At 68.5% G+C, this 14,436-nt stretch carries 17 protein-coding genes and 1 pseudogene; 17 read left to right on the plus strand and 1 reads right to left on the minus strand.

Annotation, left to right across the window (positions count from 1 at the left end; translation table 11 throughout):
• Positions 1–26 precede the first annotated feature (26 nt).
• On the plus strand, positions 27–1,088 hold the full coding sequence (locus ACFZBB_RS00195; RefSeq protein ID WP_391116252.1) for a Shedu anti-phage system protein SduA domain-containing protein: 1,062 nt from the start codon (positions 27–29) through the stop codon (positions 1,086–1,088).
• A 115-nt stretch (positions 1,089–1,203) separates the two neighbouring features.
• Positions 1,204–1,971: an NUDIX domain-containing protein gene (locus ACFZBB_RS00200; RefSeq protein WP_391116253.1), complete on the plus strand. Its 768-nt coding sequence runs from the start codon at positions 1,204–1,206 to the stop codon at positions 1,969–1,971.
• 4 nt (positions 1,972–1,975) lie between these two features.
• On the opposite strand, the gene ACFZBB_RS00205 is transcribed toward ACFZBB_RS00200, so the two are convergent.
• Complete coding sequence (locus ACFZBB_RS00205; RefSeq protein ID WP_391116255.1) at positions 1,976–3,106, minus strand: XRE family transcriptional regulator; 1,131 nt, start codon at positions 3,104–3,106, stop codon at positions 1,976–1,978.
• Between the two features lie 769 nt (positions 3,107–3,875).
• On the opposite strand from ACFZBB_RS00205, the gene ACFZBB_RS00210 reads away from it, so the two are divergent.
• The 15 genes and pseudogenes from ACFZBB_RS00210 to ACFZBB_RS00280 all read left to right on the plus strand — a co-directional run bounded on the left by ACFZBB_RS00210 (position 3,876) and on the right by ACFZBB_RS00280 (position 14,412).
• Complete coding sequence (locus ACFZBB_RS00210) at positions 3,876–4,352, plus strand: transcriptional regulator (protein WP_391116257.1); 477 nt, start codon at positions 3,876–3,878, stop codon at positions 4,350–4,352.
• 92 nt (positions 4,353–4,444) lie between these two features.
• Positions 4,445–4,744: a hypothetical protein gene (locus ACFZBB_RS00215; protein ID WP_391116260.1), complete on the plus strand. Its 300-nt coding sequence runs from the start codon at positions 4,445–4,447 to the stop codon at positions 4,742–4,744.
• A complete protein-coding gene (locus tag ACFZBB_RS00220; RefSeq protein ID WP_391116262.1) occupies positions 4,741–5,013 on the plus strand; it encodes a hypothetical protein in 273 nt (90 codons plus the stop codon). Before ACFZBB_RS00215 ends, ACFZBB_RS00220 begins: the two co-directional genes overlap by 4 nt.
• Positions 5,010–5,921, plus strand: a complete 912-nt coding sequence (locus tag ACFZBB_RS00225; RefSeq protein WP_391116264.1) for a protein spdB — start codon at positions 5,010–5,012, stop codon at positions 5,919–5,921. The genes ACFZBB_RS00220 and ACFZBB_RS00225 overlap by 4 nt, the downstream gene beginning before the upstream one ends.
• Positions 5,918–6,226 carry a hypothetical protein gene (locus tag ACFZBB_RS00230; RefSeq protein ID WP_391116266.1) on the plus strand — a complete coding sequence of 103 codons (309 nt, stop codon included), beginning with the start codon at positions 5,918–5,920 and terminating at the stop codon, positions 6,224–6,226. The genes ACFZBB_RS00225 and ACFZBB_RS00230 overlap by 4 nt, the downstream gene beginning before the upstream one ends.
• Position 6,227: 1 nt before the next feature.
• Positions 6,228–6,419, plus strand: coding sequence for a hypothetical protein (locus ACFZBB_RS00235; RefSeq protein WP_391116268.1), 192 nt, complete (start codon positions 6,228–6,230; stop codon positions 6,417–6,419).
• Positions 6,420–6,791: 372 nt separating this feature from the next.
• Positions 6,792–7,202 (plus strand): annotated as a pseudogene (locus ACFZBB_RS00240) (NUDIX domain-containing protein); the annotation flags it as partial.
• A 293-nt stretch (positions 7,203–7,495) separates the two neighbouring features.
• The gene (locus ACFZBB_RS00245) at positions 7,496–7,693 is read left to right on the plus strand and encodes a DUF6257 family protein (RefSeq protein ID WP_391116270.1); all 198 of its coding nucleotides are present in this window, start codon (positions 7,496–7,498) and stop codon (positions 7,691–7,693) included.
• An 87-nt stretch (positions 7,694–7,780) separates the two neighbouring features.
• Complete coding sequence (locus ACFZBB_RS00250; RefSeq protein WP_391116272.1) at positions 7,781–10,045, plus strand: FtsK/SpoIIIE domain-containing protein; 2,265 nt, start codon at positions 7,781–7,783, stop codon at positions 10,043–10,045.
• Positions 10,046–10,298: 253 nt separating this feature from the next.
• Entirely contained in the window at positions 10,299–10,631 is a 333-nt protein-coding gene (locus tag ACFZBB_RS00255) for a DUF4031 domain-containing protein (protein ID WP_391116274.1), read from the plus strand.
• Between the two features lie 26 nt (positions 10,632–10,657).
• Positions 10,658–10,969: an RRQRL motif-containing zinc-binding protein gene (locus tag ACFZBB_RS00260; RefSeq protein ID WP_391116276.1), complete on the plus strand. Its 312-nt coding sequence runs from the start codon at positions 10,658–10,660 to the stop codon at positions 10,967–10,969.
• A gap of 299 nt (positions 10,970–11,268) precedes the next feature.
• Positions 11,269–11,994, plus strand: coding sequence for a DNA methylase (locus tag ACFZBB_RS00265; protein ID WP_391116278.1), 726 nt, complete (start codon positions 11,269–11,271; stop codon positions 11,992–11,994).
• Complete coding sequence (locus tag ACFZBB_RS00270; RefSeq protein WP_391116280.1) at positions 11,991–12,896, plus strand: bifunctional DNA primase/polymerase; 906 nt, start codon at positions 11,991–11,993, stop codon at positions 12,894–12,896. The genes ACFZBB_RS00265 and ACFZBB_RS00270 overlap by 4 nt, the downstream gene beginning before the upstream one ends.
• A complete protein-coding gene (locus tag ACFZBB_RS00275; RefSeq protein WP_391116282.1) occupies positions 12,893–13,258 on the plus strand; it encodes a hypothetical protein in 366 nt (121 codons plus the stop codon). Before ACFZBB_RS00270 ends, ACFZBB_RS00275 begins: the two co-directional genes overlap by 4 nt.
• Entirely contained in the window at positions 13,255–14,412 is a 1,158-nt protein-coding gene (locus tag ACFZBB_RS00280) for a DUF3631 domain-containing protein (RefSeq protein ID WP_391116284.1), read from the plus strand. The genes ACFZBB_RS00275 and ACFZBB_RS00280 overlap by 4 nt, the downstream gene beginning before the upstream one ends.
• Positions 14,413–14,436 lie beyond the last annotated feature (24 nt).

The following is a 14,436-nucleotide window of genomic DNA, read 5'->3' on the forward strand; positions in this document are numbered from 1 at the left end:
CCATATTCAGCAGTCGGGAGGCCGACATGGTCGACGGAGCCGAGGAAGTAAGGGCTTGGGGACTGGACCCCAGAGAGGAAGACGGTCTCTTTGGCACACGCAGCATCGACATAAAGAGAGGAAGGGATGTACTTAAGACTGCAACCTTCTCTAGATTTGGAGATCCCGAAACCGGCGAGATCAAAAAAGAGGAGTTGCGTCTTAAAAGTTTTGCTCGCAAAATCGGCTCGAACGATTTCGATTTTGACAACCCGAAACAGAACTGGTTCTGCGAGGATGTCGAAATTGAGAAACTTGCAGCATTCCTCTCAGGCTCGTTTAACGTGGCGGGCAGATATCGACTCGTGGACACGGCTTCCGCATCCGCAACTCTTCTATCGCTACTCGATAATGGAGACGTGAATGCCGCAGAACTAGGAGAGGCCCTAGCGGAGCACGGGGATCTAAAGGAAGTACTATCGGCATTAACGGCATCATCGTCGGGACTAAATGCAATTGAGGCGGCCGTAATCGCCCGGAGACGCGGGGTGATTACATTCCTGAAGCAACTCGCCGTGCAACCAGAATCGAACGAGACCGTCATGCAGAAGGCTCTCGAAGGACATACCTGGATATTCGGTGGGCAATACGTGGGTATCGCACACCGTCGCAGTCTCGTAATGCTAGACGAATACGACATCCCTCTGGTCGAATCCTCTGGCGCTCTGCACATAATTGAACTAAAAGGGCCAAATGTTCGAGACCTCATAAAGAGGCATCGAAGCCATCTCATAGTCGGCAACGAGGTACACTCAGCGGTCGGTCAGCTAATGAACTACATCAAGCAGCTAGACCAATCCGGCAGTGCAATGGAACAGATCTTCCGCAATGAACACGGAGTAGAATACGACATGAGTCGACTCTGCGGGACCGTGGTGATTGGCCACTCTCATCACGTCCCTAATCACGCCAAGAAAATAGTCGACCAAACGATCCGAACGTTCAATTCACACCTGAGTCGAGTTCAAGTTTTGACATATGAAGACTTACTAGACCGAGCGGAAATGAATCTGCGCTTCGAAGAGGAATCGCTTGAGAGATTGGGTTAGGCTCAGCTCGATGCCATCCGGGGCCTTGGATCACATCATTCAGCCCAACTCGCCAGTCCACTCCGACCCCATATACCCTGTTGTCACCGACGAGCGAACGGAGTGTGTGCCGTAGATGGGCCCGAAGACGGCGAAGGTCTATGAGACGATTCGCGAGTGGCTCGCCAACGGCGAGCTAGCGGCCGGCGACAGGCTTCCCTCTGAACGAGCACTGGTGGACAAGCTCAGCATCGGCCGCACCGCGCTGCGGCAAGTCCTGGCGCGACTGGTGGCTGAGGGAGCGCTTGAGGTTCACGGCCGGAGTTCCTACCGCGTGCCCGGCGGGGTGAGCATCCAGGCGCCGATTGGACTGGAGCCCTGGCAGATCCACGGCAAGCGAGAGATCTACAACAACCCTTGGGCGAAGGTTGAGCTGTGGGATGTTGAGCCGCCCGGCATTGAGCGGTTCGAGCATCATGTCGTGACGCTGCAACGCGTTGCCATCGCGGCCGTTCTGGACGATCAGGATCGTGTCCTGATGCTTTGGCGGTACCGGTTCGTTCCTCAGCAGTGGGGGTGGGAACTCCCCGGTGGCATCGTGGACCCTGGCGAGGACGGCAACGCGACTGCCTTGCGTGAAGTCGAGGAAGAAACGGGCTGGCGTCCGACGGCACTTGAGCACGTCGTGACCTTTCAGCCGATGGTCGGCATGGTGGATTCGCCTCACGAGATCTTCGTTGGTCGCGGCGCTGAACGGGTTGGCTCGCCGACGGACCTTGAGGAAGCGGGGCACGTGGAGTGGGTTCCGCTAGCCGACATTCCTGGCCTGATGGGGCGCGGTGACCTCATGGGGTCCGGCACCCTGGTGGCCCTGCTGCACATCCTCGCCAATCGGGGAAAGTAGAGCGCTACAACCGTGTGCTGAGCAGGTCGATACGGCGACGTTGCCGCGCTGATCCGGTGCGGTTTGCGAGTAGGCGCGCCTGCCGTAGGTGGGCGTTTGCTTGGTCGTACTCCCCTCGTGAGAGGTGAGCATGAGCGAGGTCGGAGCGCAGTCCTGCCTGCGCGCGGACAAATGACACGTCAACGACTTCGAGGGCGTCGTAGAGGCGGCCCACCGCCTCATCGTCACCGAGCAAGGCCAGGACATTGCCATGCCATCGGGTGAGGTGGCTGCCATTGAGGAAGATGCTCAACATGTCCGGGTCTCGGTCTTCAGGTCCATCCGGGATGCTCGTCAAAGCCGATTCCAGCGCCCGGCGGCTGTCATCAGGCATCCCGGCCTGTGCACACAATTCCGCTTCGGCCGCGTAGAGCCACGCCAACAACCGAGGGGACGCCCGCCGGCCAACTGTCCTACGGGCGTCGCGCACCAAGGCCACTCCGAGTGCAGGTCGGCCCGCCTCGCACAGAACGTATGCCTGCTCTGCCATGGCGTGTGCGAGGTACATGGGCGCATCCGCATCTTGGGCGGCACGTTTCGCCATCTCGTAATGACGCCAGGCTCGTTCGACGGCCCCCGTATCAAGCGCTTGCCAGGCTGCGAGCGTGGACGCCCCGGCTAGTGCAAGCGCAACGGGGCGGCGCGTCTCCGGAAGCACTGCAAAGTTGAGTGCGTCTTCGAGGGCAGAGAGATGGCCTGTCATCTGATCGACCAGGCCGACGGCACCCATCTGCCGATCCATCGTGCGAAGCAACTCTGTCTGATCGTTGAGTGTCTTCACCATGGAATGGCTGACGGTGCTCGCGGAGTCGATTCGGGCGAGCAGATCGTCATACCCATCAGTTGTCGCCCGAGCCAACAGTGTTGAGCCGCCGCGAAGTTCTGCGTCTGTGACGCCAAGCAGCGCCCGGAGGATTTGCGCGTAGCGCTCCGAGATGGGCCGCTTCCCGTTCTCCCACTCGGACACATAGACCTTCAGGCTCGCGGTCGATGCAACGTCTGTGAGGTGCTGCCGCGCGTAGCGCTCGACCTCCCGTATCAGTCGCTCCTGCGACCAGCCGCGCGCCTTCCGCGCTGTGCGAAGTCCTTCACTCACAAGTCACCGCCCATTGCTCGGCATTGGCCGACTCTGACCAGCATGCCTCACAACAGAGCAGGTCAACAGGGGTTAACGGGACTGGAGTTAAGAGTTGTTGCCTACCAGGAGCGCCGCCGCAGCGGTCTTCTGGAACTGCGCAGCGAGACAGCGAGCGAGAATCACTTGACTCTGGTGCGCACCAGATGCCAACCTTCTGGTGCGCACCAGATGTCGAGTGGGTCGGTGTCTGAAGCGCAGGAGCCCCGCGTTGGTCGGGGGGAGGCGCCCGGAGCCTTTGCATCCGGAGGGCACGAGACCGAAAGGTCACGTCTCTGCCTGAAGCAGGCCATGGCGGCTCTACCTCGTACGGGAGCCGCAGTCCTGAAGGAGACAAACAAGCACGTCAAGCACCGTTCGTTGATCTGCGAGGTGCACATGTTCCAGCGAAGTCCTTTGGGCGCTACCGGTGCTGACCTGCCGGTCGCGGCCCTTTGCGTCATTGCGTGATGCCGAAACGGCCGGATAGCGGCTGGCGTCACGGGTGCGTGTCGAGCGCGCACGGTCCGGCGTCGCTGCCGTCCCACGACGGGGCGGCTCCGGTCCGTGGCTGCTCGAATCGACCAGCCACAAACAGGTGCGGCGTCCGGGTTGCCTCCCGGACGCCGCTGTACAGGAACCCTTGGGAGGAACCTGTGTTCACCATCATCGGCCTGACCGATGTCGAGCGCGAGGATTTGTGGCGCAAGGTCGGCGAGGCCAACAAGCGTTCTGAGAACGGAAGTGGCCGGTGAGCGCCGCGGCCGGCACGTTCGCTGCGGTGTTCGCGGCGCTGTATGTCGCCCACAGTGTGGGTGATCACTGGGTGCAGACCTCGGCCCAGTCGGCGGCCAAGGGCCGTCCCGGCTGGCCGGGACGGCTCGCCGACACCCGGCACGTGGTCACGCTGACCGCCACCAAGCTCGCCGTTCTGCTGCCCGTGGCAGCGCTGCTCGGCTTGGGCCTGTCGCTGGTCGGTCTGCTGGCCGGGATGGCCGTGGACGCGGTCACGCACTGGTGGGCCGACCGGCGCACCACGCTGGCCGCGCTGGCGCGGGTGACCGGTAAGACCGAGTTCTACGTACTCGGTACCGCGGCCCACCCGGCGCATCCGGTCACCGTGGACGGCACGCCGGCGGCGCATCTGGGGACCGGCGCCTACGCGCTGGACCAGTCCTTCCATCATCTGTGGCTGCTGGTCGCGGCCCTGCTGATCACCCTGCTCTGACCCTCACCCCTTCTTGCCCCGGGCCGGCTGTCCATCCGCCACGACGCCGGCCGGTCCGGGCCCCTTTCGCTTCCGTTCGGAGACGCAACCCCATGGATGACTTCATCGGCCCCCACCGGGCCGCCACCACGACCGACTTCCTCGAACTCGCCCTCGGCACCCCGCTGGAACTGTGGCTTGGCGAGGACGGCGAGAGCGACACCGAGCGGGCCGCGCGGCTCGCCGCGGCGCGCGACATCCTCGCCGACGACCCCACCCTCTACGACCGCACCACCGCGCTCGCCGTGGAGACGATCGGCCGCACCATGCCGGAACTGCTGAACCTCGCCCCGGCCCCCCGCCCGATCCCGCTCCCCCGCCGCCGGACCCGCCGCAAGGGGGTCGCGGCATGAACCCCGAGGTGCGCGCACTGCTGGAAGCGGTGCTGGAAGCAATCGACATTCCCTCGCCCGCCACCGTCGGGGACGGCCCGGCGTTTTCCCGGCTGCTGGAAGACCGCGTGCTGGACGCCGTGTTGGCGCTGCGCGCCGCGTTGGCTGAACCGATCAGCGACGCCATCGGCGTCGCGTGGAACACCGCCTACCTGCGCAAGCAACTCGCGTCCAAGCCGCCCACCACCTACACCCACTACCAGGCACCCACCGGGGGTGAGCGGCGATGAACCGCACCCGCAGGAACCTGCGCCGGCTGCTGACCGTCGCACCCGCCGTCGCGATGACGCTGGTGTCGATGGTGCTCACGCTGGCCGTGGTCGTGATGTGGCTCGGTACGGCGATGCCGTGGCCGGTCGCTCTGGTCGTCGGTCTCGGGTTGGACGGCGGTTGGCTGGCAACCCTGGCCTACGAACGGCGTCTTGCCGCGCAGGGCGACCACTCCCGCGCCGTCACCGCGGTCGGCTGGTGCTTCGGTCTGGTCGCCACGGGCGTTCTGGTGGCGCACGCCATGCTTGCGGAAGCGTCCGCGGGTGCGTGGTTGGCCGTGGCGTGGCTGCCGGTCGCCGCCAAGGCGCTGTGGCTGGTGCATGGCATGTGGGAGCGCACCGCGCTCACCCCGGCCGCGCTGGAGGCCATCGCGGGCATTCAGCAGGAAGCCCGCGACACCGCAGCCGTCGCCCGCGCCCGGCTGCACGCGGACGCCACCACGGAGGAAACCCGGCTGCTGGCCGTGACCACCGCTGGTTCGCGTGTCGCCCGCGTCCAGGCCGCCACCGCCGCCGCGCTGTCGGAGGCATGGGCGGTGCTGGAGAAGGCCCGCGCGAATGAGAGCGCCGCCGACGCGCTGACCAGCGTGACCAGCCGCACCACACCCGCGTCACACGGGCGTTGGGAACTCCCGGTGTGGGGCCCGGTCGAGCCGGTCCCGGCCCTGGACGCGCCAGCGCTCAGCGACGACGCACTTGACGCGATCGTGGCCGCAATCCTGGCCGGTCAGACACCGCCGCTGTCGTACCGCGAGATGGCCTCCCGCTTCCGCACGGCTGGCCACACCGCAGCCGAGATGCGACTGCGCGCGGCATGGAAGCGCTGCACCGCCGACACCGACCAGCAGACCGGAGGTATCCAGCCGTGACCGATGTCAGTAAAGCCTCTGCCGAGGCGGTTGAAGCCGCCCGGCAGGGCGAGCAGTTCGCGATGATCCTCGCCGCCGTCAAGGCCGCGCAGATCGTCCAAGCACAGCAGCCGGTCCCGCCGCCGGCACCCGTCGTGGTCCAGCAGACCGGCACCGCGGGCAAGTGGCTCGCGATCGCGGTCGGCGGCTCCATGCTCATGATCACCGTCGCGTTCGCCGCGGTCGCCCTCGCGATCGCCTCAGCGGCGGTGGCGCTGGTGGCACTGGTGGTCTACGGGATCTACCGCGACATCCGGAAGCGCTGACATGCCGTTCCACGCGGGCGACATGGTCCTGATCGTGTCGTGTGCGGATGACCCCCGCGCGGCCGGCAGGACCGGCCGGATCGTTGACGAGGTACCGCCCGGAGCGCTGACCGGCGGGCGGTGGACCGTCCACCGCATCGGCCCGCTGATCGGGCCGGTCCTATGCGCCACCAGCGAACTGCGCAAGCTGTGACCCGGAAACCGCCAAGGCCGCGGGGCCGGTCACGCTGACGCTCCGTCCGGCCGGCGCCGGGCTGTCGCCCTTCATCGGCATGCACACCGCGGACGCCGTTCCCGCCATCACGACGACCAGCACAACCGCCGTCGCCATACAGGCGACCGCCGTCTTCACACCTATCACTCAGCCACGCCCTTGCGTTCAAGATCGAAACCCTCTTGTCCGCGGACGCTACCGGCGTCGTGACGAGTAATGCAACTTCCCTTCAGAAAGGGCCTGTTGGCCCTTTGAGCTGGGGCAACCATGATCCGCAACCCGGGCGTGCGCGCGTCCAACAGCGCCCCGGGTCGCTCACCGCTTCCGTGAAGAACCGGAGGAACCACCAGCATGACCGAGACTATCGAAACTATCCGCTACACCGCCGACGTGGTCGCCACCACACCGGACGGCCGTGTCCTGCTGATCGAACGCGGCTGGCCCCCCTACCAGGGCCGCCTCGCTCTGCCCGGCGGGCACGTGGACCCCGGAGAGACCTCTCGCGACGCCGCGGCCCGCGAGTTGCTGGAGGAGACCGGCGTCCGTGTCGCCCCCGGCGACCTGGCCATGGTCGGCGTGTACGACGCGCCCGGACGGGACCCGCGGGGCCGGTACGTCACCGTCGCCTACGCGGTGACCGTGCCCGACGGCACCACCGCGACGGCCGGGGATGATGCTGCCGCCGCGTGCTGGGCGCTCCTGGATGCGGCCGGCGGTGACCTGGCGTTCGACCACGCCAGGATCATTACCGACGCGAGGCGCCACCAGGCCGCCGCCGTCTACGCCCGACAGGTGGAGCTGGAGACCAGCGGTGGGCGGTGCCACGCGGCCCACCCCGGCGACCCGTCCGGCTGCGGCGGGCCGATCGCGGTCACCGTCGTGGACAGCAAGGGAGCCGGGGTGGACGGCTGCGAGCACCACGCCGCTCGCATGCTGGCCTCCCTCACCGGAGCACGCGTCTACGCCCTGCCCGACGCCCCCGAAGGCGCCGCCATTCGCGTGTTCAAGACCGCCGCCGCCCTCCCGCCCTACACCTGGATGCGAGGTGGCCTCCGGTGATCCGCACCCACCCCAACGACCCGCCGCTGACCGGCGCGGAAGCCGCCAAGGTCGCGTGGCTGATCGCGCGGATGGCCAAACGCGGCATCGCGGGCGAGGCCGTCCACCAGGCCGATTTGCAGCGCAAGTTGGACCGCATCCTGGACGGCGCCCGCAAGCGCGCCGACAAGGCCGCCGCTGCGGCCCGTAAGTGACTTCGCCCCGGACCGGCCGCCTATCCGCCAAGACGCCGGCCGGTCCGGGCCCCTTCACTCCCCTTGCAGGAAGCAGGAGACCCCAGCATGACCGAGATCATCGACATCAGCACACGGCGGGCCCGGCCCGCCCCCGATCTGATCAAACACGACACCACCCCGACCGCTAGCACCGACACCGCCGCGGACGCGCCGCCGCGGGTGCTCGAAGGGGTCGTCATCCCCTCCGGTATCCCCGGTGCGGGCAAGGAAGCCGCGGGCCGCGCCGGACTGCGTCACGCGGCCCGGTTGCAGCGTGCCGCGAGTGTGACGCGGCACGTCATCACCCATGAGCACACCAAGACCGGTGCCCGCCTGGTCGCCCGGCACAGCGCGTATGTGGTGGGCGGTGCGGGCGTGGTGGTCAAGCGGGCATGGCAGGGGCGGACGGTTGCGGTGCATCACCAGATGCGTGCCGCTGCGGTGGCTGCGGGCAACCACGAGCTTGCGGCTGAGTGGCAGGAGAAGGCCGACCGGTTCCGCGCCGACCGGCACAAGCGCCGGATGGACCTGATCACGGGTGTGCCGCACATGGTCAAGTCCGCGGCCATCGGCACCGCGGGCACCGAAGGTGCGTTGCTGCTGCTCGGTGCCTGCATGGCCGTGCATGACCATCACGTGCACGACGTGGTGGTGCCGACGCTGGCGGCGGTCGATGCGATCCGCGCTCTGTGCTGGTTCGTCGGCGTCGCCTGGGGCCCGGCCCTGATGGTGGCGCTGATGGCCGCGCTGTCCCACCTGTGGCGGGTCGGTCAGCGTCAGCAGACGGCCCCGGCCTGGGCCCGACCCGCCTCCGGGGTCATGGACGATGTGCCGGTCACCCCGTCGGTTGTCGTCAAAGCCCTGTCCGACCTGGGCATTTCCGCGCTGCGCAAAGCCGTGAAGGAGATGGCCGAGGGCGCGGCCGGGATGCTCGGCCCGATCACCCTGGCCGGGTGCGGGGTGGAAGTCGATGTCACCTTGCCGTCCGGGGTGAGCACCGAGGAAGTGCTCGGCAAGCGGCGCAAGCTCGCGGAGAACCTCAACCGCCACGAGCACGAGCTGCACATGACGATCCCGCCGGCCGCGCGGACCGTGCGCCTTTGGATCGCGGACTCCGGCGCGCTGGACCAGCCGATCGGCCCCTCCCCGCTGGTCACCGACCCCGACACAGGCGCCGACATGCGCCACGGGCGGGCCCCGTGGGGTGTGGACCTGCGCGGGGACGCGGTGCTGGTCTCCCTGTGGCAAAAGCACATGCTCATCACGGGCCTGTCCAACCAGGGCAAGACCGCCTCGCTTCGGGCGCTGGCGCTGTGGCTGGCCCTGGACGTGCGGGTGGAACTGCGCATCGCGGACCTCAAGGGCGTCGGCGACTGGAACATGTTCGACGGCATCGCCACCGTGCTGATCCAGGGACCGACCGACGACCACGTCATCCAGGCCACGCAGATGATCGAAGAGGGCGTGGAGGAGATGGCCGCCCGTATCGCGCTGATGCGGGAGCTGACCGCCAAGGGCTGGAGCCAGGACAAGATCCTGGCCGACCCGCGGTTCAACCCGCTGGTGCTGATCGTGGACGAAGCGCAGGTCGCCTACGGCTCCGGCGCCCGCGAGAGCTACGTCACCGACAAGGGCACCGTCCGCTACGGCTCCTCCTACGGCGGGTCCAAGGCCGACAGCCGGTACTTCCAGGCCGTCAAAAAGATCCACGACCAGGGGCGCGCGGTGAACGTCACCACCTGGGAAGGCACCCAGGACCCCACCAACGAGAACCTCCCCAAGCGCTCCCGCGAGGGCAACCACATCCGCGCCTCGCTGGTGCTGGGCACCGAGTCCCAGGCCCGCATGGCGCTGGGCGACAACGCCATCGACGCTGGCGCGGCCCCGCACAAACTGCGGCAGGGCCAGGACAAAGGCACCCTCGTGGTCGCCGGCGACGGCATCAAGCTCGCGCCCGGCCAGCCGTCGGTGACCGCCCGGACCCACTACATCGGGCCCGAGGACGCCGAGGCCATCGCCGAGCGCGCCAAGGCCCTGCGAGGCGCGCCGGCCGCGGCCGGCGCCGAGGCGCAGGCGCGGGAGGTGGACCACCTCGCCGACGTGGCCGCCGTGCTGGGCGGCGAGGAGCGGATGAAGTCCGACGAGGTCCGCCAGCACCTCGGCCGGCGGTGGCCGGAGGTCTACGGGGCGTGGACGGCATCGGATCTGGTGCAGGCACTCAAGCCGTTCGGCGCCGAACCGCGCAAGTACAACGGCAACCAGATGGTCTCCCGTGCTCGCCTTCTCGCCGCGATCGAGTCCCGCGCTGAAGAGGCCGCGGACACCGAGTAGATCAACACACAGTGATGGGGAGGCGGTTGGGGAGGCGCGGGAATCCTGGGGAGTTTTCCCCAACCGCCTCCCCAAACCGCCTCACTCCTCCTGATCAGCAGCAATACCCCAGTTGGGGAGGCTGGGGAAGCTGGGGAGGCGGCATCCGCCACCCCCGGAATCGCCCCGGAAACCGGCCCGAACATGCATCCCCGTCCCTCTCCTGTCCTGCACGCACAGTCACCGTTACGGCCGTCATCATTCGGGAGGACCCGTGGCCGTCTACGTCGATGAGACACGCGACTACACGTTCATCGCCAAGTTCCGCGGACTGCGGCACACGCACTGGTGCCACCTGACCGCGGACACCGAAAGCGAACTCCACGCCTTCGCCGGACGCCTGGGCCTCAAGCGGTCGTGGTACCAGCGCAAGGGGCCCGATGACTACCGCTGGCACTACGACATCACCCCGCCCAAGCGGGCCCGCGCCCTCCGACTCGGAGCACGCGAAGTGGACCGTCACTTCGTGGCCGCCCTCCTGCAACGGCGACGCGACGCGCTCGGCCTGCCCCAACTGCCCGCCAACCGCCCGTCCGAGGAACCCTGACCGGCCCAACCCGGAAAGGGGAAACCGTGGCCGCTCTGCCCGTCTACCGCTACCGCCTCGCCCCGCACGGACTCATGACCCGTCGGCAACTGCGCGCACAAGGACTCAGCGCGCACCGCGCCGACGTGGTCGGCGAGATCCGCTGGCGCCGCGGACGCCGCGTCGCCTACCTCTACGACCCCACCACCGCCCGCCCCGTCCAACCGATGACGCCGGGCCGTTGGCGCTCCCACGCCGCGATGATGCGGGCTCGCCGCACCTGCCCCGTATGCCGGCGCGATGCGGGATACGTCATCCCCACCTCGCTGGGCTGCTGCGTGTCCTGCTACGAGCGTTGATCCCTCGCCCTGCGCCGGTCGCGTCGCTCCGCCAGCGCCAGGAAAACCACGACGGCCGCCGCCGGCAACAACGATGCGCGAAGCCCGTGCACCCACCCGTCACCGAGCCACCACGGGCTGGTCAGCGTGCCCAAGCCAACGCCGAGACCGAGGCGGAGCAGGGCCATCCCCCACACGTGCCGATCTCCCACCACGACTCCCACTACGTCAAGAACCGCCCGCGGGCGGTGGCTCCCGGCCAAGGAAACGCCACCGCCCGCGGCCCATCCGCATCCCCGAAGGGACTGGAGACCACCAGCATGACCCATCCCATCCTCATGCGGCGACGGTCGAACCGGCCGTTACTGCTGGACCTTTTCTGCTGCGCCAGCGGCGCCGGAACCGGCTACGCCGACGCGGGGTTCGAGGTGCACGGCGTGGACATCGCGCCCCGCCCGAACTACCCCTTCCCCTTCACCCGCGCCGACGCGCTCACCCACCTCGCCGACCTGATCACCTCCGGCGAGATCCACCGCTACACGATGGTGCACACCTCCCCGCCCTGCCAAGCCGGGTGCGCGCTGACCGTCGGGACCAACCGGTCCCGGGGGTGGGGTCGCGCCCATGTGGACCTGGTCGCCGACATGCGCACCCTGCTGGACGCCACGGGGCTGCCGTACGTGATCGAGCAGCCCAACGGCCGGGCGAAGATCCGCAAAGACCTCACCCTGTGCGGCGAGATGTTCGGCCTGGACGTGATCCGACACCGCAATTTCGAGTTGGGCGGCTGGACGGCCGTCCGGCCGGCGCACATCGTGCACCGCGGCCGGGTGCGCGGGTACCGGCACGGGAAGTTCTACGACGGCCCGTACGTCGCCGCGTACGGCAACGGCGGGGGCAAGCCCAGCATCCCGGAGTTGCAGGCCGCCATGGGCATCACGTGGACGAACGTCCGCGAGGAACTGACCGAGGCCATCCCGCCCGCCTACACCAAGTGCATCGGCCGCGCCTTCCTCGCCCGCACCGCGGTGGGGGTGGCGGCATGACCACCACCCGAACCGCGCTGCTGCGCGCGGCGCTGGACGCCGCTGACCACGGCTGGCCCGTGATCCCCCTGCACCCGTGCAGCAAGGTTCCCGCGCTGCACGGGGACCGGCGGTGCCCCGGAACCGGCGACTGCACGAACGGGCACAAGACGTTCGAGCAGCGCGCCACCACCGACCCGGCCCGCATCGAACGCTGCTGGGCCGCGGGCCCGTTCAACGTCGGCATCGCCACCGGGCCCGCCGGCCTGCTGGTGGTGGACCTCGACACCGCCAAGCCGAAGGACAGCAAGGGCACGCCTGACGGCGCGGCGAACTTCCTGGCGCTCTGCGAGCGCGCCGGCCACGTGGCGCCTGTGACCCGCCGTGTCCGGACTCCCAGCGGGGGTGAGCATCTGTACTTCCGCGCTCCGTCCGGGGTCCAACTGCCGTGCAGTGCGGGCACGTTGGCGCCGAAGGTCGATACCCGCGCGTGGGGCGGTCAGGTCGTCGCCCCTGGGTCCGTGACCCCTGGCGGCCCGTACACGGCCCTGAACGACTCCCCGGTTGTAAACCTGCCCGAATGGCTCCAAAGCGCCCTGGCGACCCCACAGCGCCCCGTCACGGGCCCCACACGGCTCACGGCACCGCGTGACGCTCCCCGGCTCGCCTCCGTCGTCCTCGAACGGGAAGTCGCCGCCGTCGCCACGACTGGTGAGGGCGGGCGGAACGCCGAACTGCTGCGCGCGGTGCGGGCGGTGGGCCGGTTCGTGGCATGGGGCGACCTCGACCGCACCACCGTGGAAGCGGCTTTTCAGGCGGGGGGCGAGACGGCCGGACTGCCCGCGTCCGAGTGCCGGACCACCATCCGCAGCGCCCTCGACTATGCCCTGCGCACCGCCCGCCCCCGGCAGGCAGCCTCATGACCACCACCGCGGGCCGATCCCCCCGCCTGAAAAGCCTCACCACCACCCCCGACCAGGCCCGGCCCGCCGAACCGGCCGGCGCTCCCGCGGCGAGTGGGGCGCCGAAGGCCGCCGCCGAAGGCGTCCTGTCTGCTGTTGGCATGGGCCCGCGCCCGGCGGACGGACGCCGGCCCATCGCGTGGCTGCACATCATCGCCCCATCCGCGCGGGAGATGCCGCCGCGCGCGGTGTCCCGCTGCGAGTGCGGCCGGTACCTCACCGCCCGCGGCCGGACCCGCGTACTGGCCCTGATCGAGAACCACGTCGAACACCGGACCGTGTGCCCGCTGCACCACACACCCGAAGGGAGGCGGACCGCATGACCGCCACCGTCGACAACGGCGCCGACCTGCTCAACGAGGTCGAGCAGTTCCACCGCCGCTTCAACGTCTTCCCCCTCGAAGCCGCCTACGCCGCCGTCACCCTGTGGGACGCCCACGCCCACCTGATCGACGCGTTCGACTCCACACCCCGCATCGCGTTCCTCTCACCCGAGCCGGGATCGGGCAAGTCCCGCGCGCTGGAGATCGTGGAAACCCTCGTGCCCCGGCCCATGGTCGCGGTCAACGCCTCGGCAGCGGCGCTCTTCCGCGCGGTCTCCGGCCCGGACGGACGGCCGACAATCCTGTTTGACGAGATCGACACCGTGTTCGGCCCCAAGGCTGGCGACAACGAGGAACTGCGCGGATTCCTCAACGCCGGTCACCGCCGGACCGGCGTCACTTACCGCTGCGTTGGCGACAGCCAGACCGTCACGCCGTTCCCGTCCTACACCGCCGTCGCCGTCGCCGGACTCGGCTCCCTGCCCGACACGATCCTCACCCGCTCGGTCATCATCCGCATGCGCCGCAGGGCCCGCAACGAGCACGTCGAGCCCTTCCGGGCCCGCCTCCACGAGAAGGAGGGCAACGCCCTGCGCGACCGTCTCGCCACGTGGGCGGAGCAGGTCCGCGAACACGTCCTCGGGGCGTGGCCGCAGATGCCAGACGGCATCACCGACCGGCCCGCCGACGTATGGGAACCCCTACTCGCCATCGCGGATGCCGCCGGCGGAACCTGGCCCGAGCGCGCTCGCGCCGCCTGTACCCAACTCGTCAAAGCCGCGCAGGTGGACGACAAAGGCAGCCTCGGAATCCGGCTGCTCACCGACCTGCGCGACTATGTCATGGTGGGAGTCGATCGACTGCCGACCATCGCCGTTGTCGACCGCCTCAACGCTCTGGACGACGCCCCGTGGGCCGACCTCCAAGGCAGGCCGTTGGACTCCCGGCGACTGTCGCGGATGCTGCACGACTACGTGACCGACGACAACGAGCCGATCGCCTCACGCAACATCCGTACGTCCGGCGGCGTCCTCAAGGGCTATTACGCCGCAGATCTCCACGACGCATGGCAGCGCTACTGCCCGCCCGCTCCGGAAACTCCGCTACATCCGCTTCTCCCGCTACACAGCACGTCAGAGGCGGTTTCCGCGTAGCGCACACCGCAGATGTAGCGGCTA

The sequence above is a fragment of the Streptomyces sp. NPDC008139 genome, from assembly GCF_042957025.1.
Lineage (GTDB): Bacteria > Actinomycetota > Actinomycetes > Streptomycetales > Streptomycetaceae > Actinacidiphila.

Bases quoted from the DNA above. Each gene is read 5' to 3' on its own strand.
- ACFZBB_RS00250 (WP_391116272.1), top strand. From the start codon at position 7,781: ATGACCGAGATCATCGACATCAGCACACGGCGGGCCCGGCCCGCCCCC.
- ACFZBB_RS00275 (WP_391116282.1), top strand. From the start codon at position 12,893: ATGACCACCACCGCGGGCCGATCCCCCCGCCTGAAAAGCCTCACCACC.
- ACFZBB_RS00215 (WP_391116260.1), top strand. From the start codon at position 4,445: ATGGATGACTTCATCGGCCCCCACCGGGCCGCCACCACGACCGACTTC.
- ACFZBB_RS00220 (WP_391116262.1), top strand. From the start codon at position 4,741: ATGAACCCCGAGGTGCGCGCACTGCTGGAAGCGGTGCTGGAAGCAATC.
- ACFZBB_RS00280 (WP_391116284.1), top strand. From the start codon at position 13,255: ATGACCGCCACCGTCGACAACGGCGCCGACCTGCTCAACGAGGTCGAG.
- ACFZBB_RS00270 (WP_391116280.1), top strand. From the start codon at position 11,991: ATGACCACCACCCGAACCGCGCTGCTGCGCGCGGCGCTGGACGCCGCT.
- ACFZBB_RS00265 (WP_391116278.1), top strand. From the start codon at position 11,269: ATGACCCATCCCATCCTCATGCGGCGACGGTCGAACCGGCCGTTACTG.
- ACFZBB_RS00235 (WP_391116268.1), top strand. From the start codon at position 6,228: ATGCCGTTCCACGCGGGCGACATGGTCCTGATCGTGTCGTGTGCGGAT.
- ACFZBB_RS00195 (WP_391116252.1), top strand. From the start codon at position 27: ATGGTCGACGGAGCCGAGGAAGTAAGGGCTTGGGGACTGGACCCCAGA.
- ACFZBB_RS00225 (WP_391116264.1), top strand. From the start codon at position 5,010: ATGAACCGCACCCGCAGGAACCTGCGCCGGCTGCTGACCGTCGCACCC.
- ACFZBB_RS00200 (WP_391116253.1), top strand. From the start codon at position 1,204: ATGGGCCCGAAGACGGCGAAGGTCTATGAGACGATTCGCGAGTGGCTC.